The 12,144-nt window shown below is 45.1% G+C and carries 8 protein-coding genes; 7 read left to right on the top strand and 1 reads right to left on the bottom strand.

Going from position 1 to position 12,144, the window contains the following annotated elements:
* The first annotated feature begins 12 nt into the window (after positions 1-12).
* The 4 genes from glgB to msrB all read left to right on the top strand — a co-directional run bounded on the left by glgB (position 13) and on the right by msrB (position 6,345).
* Positions 13-2,202 (top strand): 1,4-alpha-glucan branching protein GlgB, encoded by a 2,190-nt coding sequence (gene glgB / locus OPS25_RS09065; protein ID WP_265617395.1) that lies wholly within the window; start codon positions 13-15, stop codon positions 2,200-2,202.
* 3 nt (positions 2,203-2,205) lie between these two features.
* On the top strand, positions 2,206-4,278 hold the full coding sequence (gene glgX, locus OPS25_RS09060) for a glycogen debranching protein GlgX (RefSeq protein WP_265617394.1): 2,073 nt from the start codon (positions 2,206-2,208) through the stop codon (positions 4,276-4,278).
* A 117-nt stretch (positions 4,279-4,395) separates the two neighbouring features.
* Positions 4,396-5,922, top strand: coding sequence for an NADP-dependent phosphogluconate dehydrogenase (gndA, locus tag OPS25_RS09055; protein WP_265617393.1), 1,527 nt, complete (start codon positions 4,396-4,398; stop codon positions 5,920-5,922).
* Between the two features lie 24 nt (positions 5,923-5,946).
* Positions 5,947-6,345, top strand: a complete 399-nt coding sequence (msrB, locus tag OPS25_RS09050) for a peptide-methionine (R)-S-oxide reductase MsrB (protein WP_265617392.1) — start codon at positions 5,947-5,949, stop codon at positions 6,343-6,345.
* Positions 6,346-6,513: 168 nt separating this feature from the next.
* Here the strand turns inward: msrB and OPS25_RS09045 are convergent, their stop codons facing one another.
* Positions 6,514-7,395: a DUF2989 domain-containing protein gene (locus tag OPS25_RS09045; protein ID WP_265617391.1), complete on the bottom strand. Its 882-nt coding sequence runs from the start codon at positions 7,393-7,395 to the stop codon at positions 6,514-6,516.
* A gap of 121 nt (positions 7,396-7,516) precedes the next feature.
* On the opposite strand from OPS25_RS09045, the gene OPS25_RS09040 reads away from it, so the two are divergent.
* The 3 genes from OPS25_RS09040 to OPS25_RS09030 all read left to right on the top strand — a co-directional run bounded on the left by OPS25_RS09040 (position 7,517) and on the right by OPS25_RS09030 (position 12,020).
* Positions 7,517-8,962, top strand: a complete 1,446-nt coding sequence (locus OPS25_RS09040; RefSeq protein ID WP_265617390.1) for a glyceraldehyde-3-phosphate dehydrogenase — start codon at positions 7,517-7,519, stop codon at positions 8,960-8,962.
* A 220-nt stretch (positions 8,963-9,182) separates the two neighbouring features.
* Positions 9,183-10,313, top strand: a complete 1,131-nt coding sequence (locus OPS25_RS09035; RefSeq protein ID WP_265617389.1) for a M14 family metallopeptidase — start codon at positions 9,183-9,185, stop codon at positions 10,311-10,313.
* An 87-nt stretch (positions 10,314-10,400) separates the two neighbouring features.
* A complete protein-coding gene (locus tag OPS25_RS09030) occupies positions 10,401-12,020 on the top strand; it encodes an alanine/glycine:cation symporter family protein (RefSeq protein WP_407080231.1) in 1,620 nt (539 codons plus the stop codon).
* The last annotated feature ends 124 nt before the right edge of the window (positions 12,021-12,144 follow it).

The raw sequence follows: 12,144 nt of genomic DNA, 5'->3' as shown, positions 1-12,144 counted from the left end.
TAGGAGCAGCATATGCTGATAGAGGAACAACTGAACGAAGCGTGTTGTGCGCACCCCTTTAACGTCTTAGGTCGTCACACTAACGAGGCGGAGCATAGCGTCACAGCTTGGATGCCTGATGCAGAAAAAATCAGCATAAGTAAGCTCGGCTCCAATGCGGTTATCTGCACCTTAAAGCCTACCTCAACGAAGGGGCTGTTCAGGGGTAAAAGCAAGCGGTTGACAACGACAGGTTGTTATCAACTTAATATTACCCGAAATAGTCAGACATGCAGCGTAATCGACCCCTATCAGTTCAAGGATGAGGCGTTTCATGCGGTGCATTTTATTGATCATCAACCACAAAATCTTTATCAGCAAGCAGGCGCGCAATTAATTACGATTGAAACCCCGACCAAGCAACTACAAGCTGTGCGGTTTGCCGTTTATGCACCGAATGCTTCTGCGGTTTCTTTGATCGGTGATTTTAATCAGTGGGACGGGCGTATTCATCCCATGCAGAAAACTGACCTGGGTTATTGGGTGCTTGTTGTACCTCAGTTGCAGCCAGGGGAAAGATACAAATATCAGATAAAAGATGCCGATGGGAATACGTTACCGCATAAAAGCGATCCGTTAGGTTTTCATGCCGAACAATATCCGTCGCATGCGTCGAAAATATATGACCACGAACAATATCAGTGGCAGGACCACGCATGGTTCGCATCGGATAGTCGCGATCATTATTCAACCCCGATGAGTATCTACGAAGTGCATCTGGCTTCTTGGAAACGACCTGAAAATAAAGAAGAAAAGCGCTATTTAAGCTATCGGGAACTGGCCCACGATTTGATTACCTATGTTAAAGAGATGGGCTATACGCATATAGAATTGCTACCCATTTCGGAATTCCCGTTTGACGGTTCCTGGGGATATCAGCCCGTGGGCATGTACGCGCCCACCAGTCGCTTTGGCGATCCTGATGAGTTTAAGTATTTTGTGGATAGTTGTCATCAACAGGGGATTGGGGTAATTATCGACTGGGTACCCGCCCATTTTCCTGAAGATGGACATGGACTTGCACGTTTTGATGGTTCCTGTGTATATGAGTACGCGGACCCTCGAAAAGGATGGCATCCCGATTGGAATTCATGCATTTATGATTTTGGCAAGGGGCCGGTCAGACAGTTTTTAGTGGCCAACGCGATGTATTGGTTCGATAAATTCCACGTAGATGGCATTCGGGTGGACGCTGTGGCCTCCATGCTATATTTGGATTATTCCAGAAAGGACGGAGAGTGGATCCCTAATGTGGATGGGGGGAATCAAAATTATGAAGCGATTAGTTTGTTACAGTGGATGAACGAAGAGGTATACAAACACTTTCCCCATGCGATGACCATCGCCGAAGAATCCACGTCTTTTCCCAATGTATCCCGCCCGGTATACGAAAATGGGTTGGGTTTTGGTTTTAAATGGAATATGGGCTGGATGCACGATTCGCTGCACTTTATCAGTAAAGATCCAGCGTATCGCCGTTATCACCACGATGATATTACTTTCAGCATGGTATATGCTTTTACTGAAAATTTTGTCTTGCCCATTTCCCATGACGAAGTGGTCCACGGTAAGGGAAGCTTATTAAATAAAATGCCGGGAGACGAATGGCAGCAAGCGGCCAATTTACGATGTTATGCTGCATTTATGTTTGGACACCCCGGCAAAAAGCTTAATTTCATGGGGAATGATATTGCCCAGAGTCGAGAGTGGAATCATGATTGCTCTATTGACTGGCATTTACTTGAATATGAAAAACATAGCGGCGTAAATGCTCTCTACCGCGATCTGAATAAAATATACAAAACGACAAAGGCGTTATTTGAATGCGACCATCAGCCTGAAGGATTCAACTGGATTGATCATCAAAATAATGCACAAAGTGTGCTTTCGTTTGTGCGCAAAAGTGCAGGGGGGACGCAAAAGGTGTATGTCGTATGTAACTTTACCCCCTTACCCCGCCAACCTTTCAGATTAGGGGTAGAAGATGCTGGCGAATATCGTTTGTTACTAAACTCTGACGAAAAACAATACTGGGGTAGTGGGTACAACATACCAGCGCATACTCATGCGACGCACGATTCCTGGAACAGTCAGCCCTTTAGCGTAGATATTGCGTTGCCGCCTTTAGCTACCTTATTTATTATGTGGGAAGGTAAAAACTAATATATGACGATGGAAGCGAACGTGCAGGTTAACGTAGGTAATGCGCGGCATCTGGGAGCGACCCTGACTGAATCGGGTTGTAACTTTGCGGTTTTTTGTACGAATGCGCATGCCGTAATATTATGTTTATATAGAAGTGACACAGAAGAACCCATTAACGAAATACCGTTACCAGGCAAAACCGGCAATATATGGCATGCTGAGATAGCAGGGATCAAAGCTGGGCAGTATTACGCCTATAGGGTAGAAAAGGGGGATGGTGAATTACACAGTGCCCCTGTCGAAAAGTTGTTAATCGATCCCTATGCAAAAAAACTGAGCCGTCCGGTGGTGTGGAATGCGCGTCAATATTCTCATGATTCTCAATTTATGATCCCCAAGTCGGTAGTGATCAATGAGGATGACTACCGAAGAACAATTCAGCGACCAAACTTACTTCCTCACCAAAGAGTGATTTACGAAACGCACGTAAAAGGCCTTACGCAATTAAGGAAAGACCTTCCTGAAGAAGCAAGGGGTAGCTATAGCGCGGCGTGCCATCCATTAATTATTAAGCACCTTAAAGAGTTAGGTGTCACCACTGTGCAGTTTATGCCCCTGGCGGCTTTTATGCCTGAGCCCTACATTGTAGAAAAGGGATTAACTAACTACTGGGGCTATAATCCGGTTAACTTTTTTGCGCCGGAACCACGTTATGGCAGAGAGGATGCGCTGACCGAAATTTGTCACATGGTGGATGCCTATCACGCAGCAGAAATGGAAGTAATTGTAGACGTGGTATTCAATCATACTGCTGAAGGTGGGGAAGGAGGCACGATCCTGTCATTTAAGGGATTGTCGACCGAACAAAGTTATTTAATCGAACAGTCTAAACAGGGAAGGCTGATTTTTAGCAATCATTCGGGCTGCGGCAATACGGTGAATACCGCCTCTGCTATGATGACCCAAATGATCCTGGATGCCATGCGATTTTGGGTAGATGTGATCGGCATTGATGGCTTCCGCTTCGATCTGGCAGCCTGCTTAGGCCGAGATCCGCAGCACTTCTCGCCAAATTCAGGCCTGTTAAGGGCAATTCATCAAGATCCCCTGCTGAAAAACTGCATTCTCATTGCTGAGCCTTGGGACATCGGTCCTGATGGCTATCAATTAGGAAGTTTCCCTCCTCCCTGGCTCGAAGTTAATGATAAGTTCAGGGACACCGTAAGGGCGTTCTGGCGGGGCGATGATGGTAAAACGGCTGATTTTGCCACACGTCTGATGGGCTCCCGAGATGTTTTCGTGAAAGGTAATCGCCATCCGAACTCTTCAGTAAACAACATTACCTACCATGATGGATTTACCTTACAAGATCTGGTGAGTTACGCTGAGCGTCATAATGAGGCAAATGGGGAATCGAATAAGGATGGCCATGGGCATAATCTGTCTGCCAATTACGGGGTGGAAGGGGAAACCACAGATGAAAAAGTTCTTTCATTACGGGAACGACAAAAGCGTAATTTATTTGCCACTCTGTTGTTAGCGCAAGGGACGCCGCACGTGCTGGGCGGTGACGAATTGAGCCGTAGTCAGCAGGGTAATAACAATGCATATTGTCAAGACAACGAAATCAGTTGGGTCGATTGGGAGTTAAATAAACGTAAGCAAGACTTTTTTGCGTTCTGCCAATATGTGATCGCACTGCGTCAGCAAAGCAGGCTGTTGTCTCAGGTATTGATGAAGGATGATTCGTTTCAACGCGCCGTTAATATTAAGGAAATTAATTGGTATAAACCTGATGGCAGCGACAAAGCGTCTGCAGATTGGCAAGCCACCCATAACAAAGCTTTTGGATTAGAAATTATTGGTGAACCCTTACCGAACCAACCGTATGAGCATTGGTTTATCGGCTTCAATGCAAGTGATAACGATGTACGGTTTAATTTGCCCATGGATGAGCAAAAGGGAGGCTGGGCGTTACGATTGGATACGCGCTATTGCTCCCTTTCTGAACAACCTCAGATTTGTATTCAGCGCGTATTTTTGCAGGCTGGAAAAAGCTTGGCTGTTTTTTCCTGGCAGGCGTCGGGCATGTAATGAGGGCAAGTGCGACTAAAGTTAGTTTAAATTTACCATGTAATACTGTTCTTCTGAGAAAGCAGTGGTATCATGCGCCCCCATCAAATGCATATGCGACAAAACGGTGGAAAGAGAATGAGCGATAAACAGTGTGATATTGGGTTTATTGGTTTAGGCGTAATGGGAAGTAACCTGACGTTAAACCTGGCTGATCATGGTTATCGCGTTGCCTGTTTCGATCTGGATCAGAATAAGGTTGATGCCATTCTTGCCCAGGACGCTTCCGAAAGAGGTGACCAGCCGCCACGGGTGGAAGGCTGTAACTCCTACACAGAGCTTTTAAGTAAGCTGAAATCCCCTCATCTTATTATTCTTTCTGTTCCCGCTGGTGCGCCTGTAGACCATGTCTGCCATCACCTGATTGATGCTGGGGTACAGGCAGATGACATCGTAATTGATACGGGTAATAGTTTATGGACCGACTCCGTCGAGCGTGAAGAGCAATACAAAGGAAAGTTTATCTTTTTTTCCACCGCGGTTTCAGGTGGCGAAGTGGGTGCCAGATTCGGCCCTTCACTAATGCCTTCGGGCAATCCGTACGCGTGGACACGCATCGAGCCGGTTTTGAAAGCCATTTCGGCCAAGGTCGACCCAAATACGGGTAAGCCCATTGAGTCTTACGCCCCTGGCAAACCAGTAAAAGAAGGCGAACCCTGTGCCACCTACATCGGGCCGGTGGGGGCAGGGCATTATGTCAAGATGGTGCATAACGGTATTGAATATGCCGATATGCAGCTGATTTGTGAAGCGTATCACATAATGCGGACGGCCTTCGCCATGGGCCCTGATGAAATTGCACATACCTTCAGACAGTGGAATCAAGGCAAACTTAACAGTTATCTGATGGAAATCAGTGCGGAAGTGTTGGAGCAACAGGATCCAGAGACAGACCAACCCCTGGTTGATGTAATCCTTGATAAGGCAGGCCAAAAGGGAACGGGATTATGGACAGCGGTTAGCGCCCTGCAAGTGGGCAGTCCTGCTCAAACTATTACCGCTGCTGTATTTGCGCGTAGTATATCCAGCTTAAAGGATGAGCGTGTCACCGCCAGTCAACAGCTGGCTGGACCAACACAGCAGCCATTATCAGATGCCGCCAAAACCCAGGCTATATCACAACTGGAACATGCGCTGTATTGCTCTAAAATTTGCGCGTATGCGCAAGGCTTTCAGCTAATGGCGACGGCCGCGAAAGAACATGGCTGGGAGCTGGACTTTGCTGAGATTGCCAAAATTTGGCGAGCAGGCTGCATTATTCGCGCTGTATTTTTGCAATCGATTGCGAAAGCTTATGAGCAAGATGAAAATTTGGCTAATTTACTCCTTGCACCGTATTTTTCTGAGCAAATTGCTAAATACCAAGCTGACTGGAGACAATCTGTGTCGCAAGCTACCTTAAACGGTATCCCTTGCCCGGCGATGATGTCAGCAATTAGTTATTATGATGCTTACCGCACAGCGGTATTGCCGGCCAATTTGTTACAAGGACAACGGGACTATTTCGGTGCTCATACCTATCAACGCCTGGATAAACTGGCAGGTAAAAAGTTTCACATTAACTGGAGTGATCCTGCTCGTCCACAGGTAGCTATCAAAAAATAGTTATTGAGTTAGCAGGAATGTGCGATGACACACCACAATTGGAAAAACAAACTTTCAAAAGATGAATATCGTATTTGTCGTTTAGGGGGCACGGAGCACCCTTTCACGGGAGTCTTGCTGAATGAAGAGCGAGAGGGCGAATACGTATGTAAATGTTGTGAAGCTACCCTTTTTAAATCCGAAACTAAATATGATACGGGGTGTGGCTGGCCTTCGTTTTACGATCAGGCAGAAGCAGAAAATGTCGGATTTCGTGAGGACGATAGTCATGGTATGCATCGTGTGGAAATTTATTGTAAAAGGTGCGATGCGCATTTAGGCCATGTCTTCCCTGATGGACCTCAACCGACTGGACAACGTTATTGTGTAAATTCTGTCTCTTTATCATTCAACCCGGCAGGGGAGAAGCAAATAAAAGGGTAGCATTTTACCACAAACGGTTCTCAGGTTGCGTAAGCTTCCAAGTGGGAAGCTGAATCATCCATTATATAAAGTAATAAGTAGTGTAAAAAATTTATTGCACGAAGTGGACATGAAATTTTATTACAGAAACAGGTCTGTTTTGTATTGAATTGCGATTATCTTTTTTCGTTAAATTCGATTGAGCGCAAACTTTCTAGCATCAAAATTACCCTCATCGAGAGCATCTATAACCTCGTCGGCAATCTCTTCAAGTCGGTTCGTGTCTAAATTAAATCGCTTTGCCCATACTAGTTTGTCATTAGTTGCTATCTGCGCTTTATACTCTTCCGCCACGATTGACCACAAATAAGCTTGCGCATATTTTTCTTGTTCCAGAGCAATAGTCACTAAAGTCGGGAATACCTCGACATCAATGTTTTTATCGTCTTTATAGAGGCTTAGGGCTTGGAACAAGGTTTTCCTCGTTTGCTCCAAATCATATTTGACTTGTACGCTGGCTAGGGCAATCAGTAATTCAGGTGTATTTAATTTACCTTCTCGATTGGCGGTCATAAAGCGTTCTAATGCTTTTTCATCGCCATACCGTGACCAATGGTAATAAGAAAGGAGGGGATGAGGATCATTTCTGGTGGCTCTGGATAAGCGTTTTAGCTCACGCTGCGCGGTGATAACCCCTTTCATCCTTTCAGATTCTTTCTCGCGGTATTTAATATGTTCGATTCCTGACGCTTTGGTAATGCACGCTTTGTAATTTTCAAATAATATCATTAAGTTGTATTGCTGCTGTGAAGTAAGCTGTTGCTGATACCTGAACCTATGATTAACAATTTCAGCTTTTTCTGAACGGCACCAACTGTCTGTATTTAAGTCATTGCATAAATGAGGATTATCATTACAGATATCGGCAATGTTGGGCGCAAAGATTTCCTCGCATCCGGACAGGGATGAAAGGGCCCCACAAACGATGACCACCCTTTTTAAAAGTGTCGAAAAATTACCAACATTCCAGGTTGAAATACGGTGTTTATTCTTGTTTTTGAAACTTCTCAACAATTTGGTGATCCCATCATGTTTAATTACAATACCGCTCGTCTTCAGAGGGGATAATAAGTTTACCCTACAATCTTTTCTGATGCGTTGAAAATTTTTCTTTTGAATCGAAGGCAGAAGCATGAACCAACAGTTTGAACAGGAATTGCAAAATAGCTGGCAGGAACGTCAGGAATACGCTGAAATGATGTTGCCGCTGATCGGTAAATTATACCGCAATCACGCCGTTGAAATTTCCGTATACGGTCGTCCACTTTTAAACGCCAGTGCAATTGATGTAATTAAAGCGCACCGTAAAGTTCGTTTACACGAAGGTATCAAACTGAGACTACGTGAAAGCTTTCCTATCTTAGAAGCTATCAGTAAGATGCAATTAGCGCCAGCACAAATTGATATCGGTAAGTTGGCCTTTGATTTTCATTATGGTAGCGCAGTGGACCAGGATGATCTTCAGGCCTATTTGAATGATAAATTGTCAACGATTGATGGTCGCGGGGATGACCAGCAACCTAAAGATGTTGTCTTATACGGTTTTGGGCGTATAGGCCGTTTAATGGCGCGCCTGCTTATCGAACGAAACGGAATGAATAACAAACTGCGTCTTCGCGCCATCGTTGTACGAGGTGGTAAAGAGGGCGATCTCGAGAAGCGGGCTAGTTTGTTACGCCGGGATTCTGTGCATGGCCCTTTTAATGGCAGCATCACCGTTGACCATGAGCGTCAGGCTATCAAGGCTAACGGCGCATTTATTCAGGTTATTTACGCAGACAGCCCTGATCAAATTGATTACACCAAATATGGTATCGAAAATGCCATCGTGGTCGATAACACGGGTAAGTGGCGTGACCGTGAAGGTTTAGGCTTACATCTTAAAGCAAAGGGCACGGCAAAAGCGATTCTGACTGCGCCGGGTAAAGGTGACATTAAGAATATCGTACACGGCGTTAATCATGACGATATCAAACCGGAAGATACGATTATCTCTGCAGCAAGCTGTACCACCAATGCCATTACACCTGTGCTTAAAGCGTTGGATGAAGAATATGGAATTGAGAATGGCCATGTGGAAACCGTGCATTCGTATACCAACGATCAAAACCTGATCGATAACTTCCACAAAGCGGAGCGCCGTGGTCGCAGTGCCCCATTGAATATGGTTATCACTGAAACTGGTGCTGCTAAGGCTGTTGCGAAGGCCTACCCCCAATTGGAAGGTAAGCTTACTGGGAATGCGATTCGTGTTCCTACCCCGAATGTTTCACTGGCTATCCTGAATCTTAATTTAGCAAAAGAAACTGATAAATTAGCGGTTAATGAATTCCTGCGTAATACCGCTCTGTTCTCACCTTTGCAACACCAAATCGACTACACCGCAAGCACTGAAATTGTATCGACAGATGTAGTTGGGTCTCGTGCTGCATCAGTGGTTGATTCACAGGCGACTATCGTAGCGGGCAACCGCATCACGCTTTACGTTTGGTATGATAACGAGTTTGGTTATAGCTGCCAGGTAATGCGATGTGTGATGGATATGGCGGGTTTGACATTCCCTACATTGCCAGCATAACACGCACACTTAACTAAGTACTCTGATTAAAAGCCGACCCTATGATGTCGGCTTTTTCGACTCTAGGGCTGCTTTAATTGATTCGGAAACAGCTATGTATGCAGACTTTCAGTGTACGTGGTGCATTTAGGCGAAGTATTATTCCCTGTATAGCATGGCATTGTGAGATAAGAATGTGCTAAATTACCGCGCAATTAAAACAAGGAAAAAGGCAGGGCTTATGCATATTTCAAGTCAATTCGACAGTGGCAATATTCGTGTCATTCAAGCCGAATCTCCCGATAACATCGTTTTATCCATCAACAAAGACAATCAGTCAGAGTTTTATCAATGGTTTCATTTTCGTCTCTTCTCCGAGCAATTTGTCGAACATAAAATTACTCTTACTGATCTAGCCAAGTCCGCTTACCCTGATGGTTGGAAAGAATATAACGTTTTGGCCTCCTACGATCGACAGGAATGGTTCAGAGTGGGGTCTCAGTTTGATGGGAACAATCTCACATTCTCCATTAATCTTGAGGAACCATCGGTCTACTTTGCGTATTTCATTCCATATAGCTATGAACGCCACCTTGATTTTATTCATGATGCTCAAGTCTTTCCGCAGTGTGAACACAGGTTGTTAGGGCTAACATTAGATGGCCGCGATTTGTCTATGTTGGTCATTGGCGAGGAAAGCCCTGAGAAAAAGAAAGTTTGGATTACCGCTCGCCAACACCCGGGTGAAACCATGGCGGAATGGTGTGCTGAAGGTTTAGTCTATCGCCTACTGGATGATCAGGATGGGGTAGCGCGTCAATTACTTCAACAAGCCGTTTTCTATGTAGTTCCCAACATGAATCCCGATGGAAGCGCGCGAGGTCACTTGCGCACTAATGCCGTCGGTAGCAACCTTAATCGAGAATGGGCAACTCCCTCGTTGGAAAAAAGCCCGGAAGTATATTATGTGTTAGATGCTATGCAGCGTTCAGGCGTAGATATCTATCTTGATTTGCATGGCGATGAAGCATTACCTTACAACTTTGTCGCAGGTAGCGAAGGCATCCCCAGTTACGATGATGCGCTTAAACACCTTGAAGATACATTTAAAAACGCCTTATTAAATGTTACACCCGAATTTCAAGACGAATTTGGTTACCCTAAAGATGAACCAGGACAGGCGAATTTAACTGTTGCATCCAGTGCGGTGGCAGAGAAATTCAGGTGCATGGCATATACTTTTGAGATGCCGTTTAAGGATAACAAAAATTTACCAGACGCTGACTATGGGTGGTCAGTGCCGCGTTGTCAGCAACTTGGTGAAGACCTGTTGATTGCAATCGGTGCGGTAGTTCGTGAATTAACCAAATAATAATTATTTTTTAACTACAACAATAAATAATAAGAAGAGGGACTCAAGTTGGAGAGTTTATATAGTTTCTTGCTTTTACTGGATTCGATGCTCGGCGGCGCAGGGTGGTTTCCATTTGTTCTGCTTGGTGTGGGTTTGTTTTTTACGATTTATTTAAAGTTTCCCCAGATTCGTTTTTTCAAACACGCTTGGTTGGTCGTAACGGGCAAATTTGATCACGCTGGTGATCCGGGCGATACCACCCATTTCAGAGCCTTAACTACCGCTCTTTCTGGCACTGTGGGAACAGGTAATATTAGTGGGGTTGCGTTCGCTATATTTTTAGGTGGACCGGCTGCATTGTTCTGGATGTGGGCAACAGCTTTTCTCGGAATGACGACGAAATTTGTAGAAGTAACGCTTTCGCATAAATATCGGGTCAAAACAGAAGACGGAACTATGGCTGGTGGTCCCATGTATTATATGGACCGTCGCCTCAACATGAAATGGCTGGCAGTGGCATTCGCCGTGGCAACGGTTATCAGTTCTTTTGGCACCGGTAACTTACCGCAAAGTAATGGTATTGCAAGCAGTCTTGAAGCTACATTTGGTGTAGATCCCCTGTTAGTAGGGAGTGTTTTAGGTATTTTACTGGCCCTGGTGATTCTTGGCGGAATTAAGCGTATTGCGGCGGTAACGGCGAAAGTTGTGCCGCTGATGGCAGTCATTTACCTTATTGGTGCATTAGCGGTTATTTTCGCAAATCTTGAAAATATTGGGCCGTCTTTCATGGCGGTTATTGGCGACGCGTTTACCGGCTCAGCCGCTGCTGGCGGCTTTTTAGGTGCGTCGTTAGCCTACGCCTTTAATCGTGGTGTGAACCGGGGCTTGTTTTCCAACGAAGCAGGTCAAGGTTCTGCGCCAATCGCTCACGCCGCTGCGAAAACAAAAGAACCAGCGTCGGAAGGTATGGTGTCGCTTCTTGAGCCGTTCATTGACACGATCTTGATTTGTACTATTACCGGTCTGGTTATTCTATCTTCTGGGGTCTGGAAAGAAAAACATGAAAATGTTTTTGATCGTTCCGATATGCTGTTCATTGAAGGAGCCTACGAAGAAACTAATGAAGATGATGTCGCTCAACTTTATGCTCTCGTCAATGAACGGGTTGATAGTCAGGTTAAGCCTTTCACCGGCACGATATCGGTCGTCAATGGGGTAGCAGTAAGTGAAGGGTTTACCTTGATTAATGCCCGCTCGATTGCTGAGGATGTCAAATATTCATTTGGGGGAGATGACCCATTCACAGGCTCGTTGAAAATTGAAAACGGGAAACCAATTAAGGACAACTTAATTGTCAGCGGAAAGTCTTTAGTGCACTCGGCTCCGCTAACGACTATTGCGTTTACGCGTGGGTATTTCGGCGAATATGGACAATATATTGTGTCTATCGGGCTGATGTTGTTCGCCTTCTCGACTGCCATAGCCTGGTCTTATTATGGTGATCGAGCGATGACGTATCTGTTTGGGCCTAAATCAGTTATGCCTTACCGAGTTATCTATGTAGCTGGTTTTGTGTGGGCTTCGTTTTCTGATACTACCCTGGTGTGGGCGCTTTCCGCTGTCGCCATCGTTGTAATGACGTTACCTAACTTATTTGGCATCATGCTCTTAAGTAAGGAAATGAAACAAACAGTCAACGAGTATTGGAAGAAGTACGGTAAATAGTTATCGTCTGCGTGTGCTGTAGGACCATCTAGTGGTAGGTCCTCCAGCCCGTTTAAGAACTGTTTGTCAAAGCTAAACGAAACATCCTAAGTCTCATTTAGATAATACTTAGGGTGAAAAGTAC

The sequence above is a fragment of the Alteromonas aquimaris genome (assembly GCF_026183695.1).
GTDB classification, from domain to species: domain Bacteria; phylum Pseudomonadota; class Gammaproteobacteria; order Enterobacterales; family Alteromonadaceae; genus Alteromonas; species Alteromonas aquimaris.
The sequence above is the reverse complement of the archived record's forward strand: the minus strand, read 5'-3'. Positions and strand labels throughout refer to the sequence as shown.

What these genes read in the sequence shown, in the direction of transcription:
- glgX (WP_265617394.1), top strand. Translation starts at nt 2,206, where the DNA reads ATGACGATGGAAGCGAACGTGCAGGTTAACGTAGGTAATGCGCGGCAT.
- msrB (WP_265617392.1), top strand. Translation starts at nt 5,947, where the DNA reads ATGACACACCACAATTGGAAAAACAAACTTTCAAAAGATGAATATCGT.
- OPS25_RS09035 (WP_265617389.1), top strand. Translation starts at nt 9,183, where the DNA reads ATGCATATTTCAAGTCAATTCGACAGTGGCAATATTCGTGTCATTCAA.
- OPS25_RS09040 (WP_265617390.1), top strand. Translation starts at nt 7,517, where the DNA reads ATGAACCAACAGTTTGAACAGGAATTGCAAAATAGCTGGCAGGAACGT.
- OPS25_RS09030 (WP_407080231.1), top strand. Translation starts at nt 10,401, where the DNA reads ATGCTCGGCGGCGCAGGGTGGTTTCCATTTGTTCTGCTTGGTGTGGGT.
- glgB (WP_265617395.1), top strand. Translation starts at nt 13, where the DNA reads ATGCTGATAGAGGAACAACTGAACGAAGCGTGTTGTGCGCACCCCTTT.
- gndA (WP_265617393.1), top strand. Translation starts at nt 4,396, where the DNA reads ATGAGCGATAAACAGTGTGATATTGGGTTTATTGGTTTAGGCGTAATG.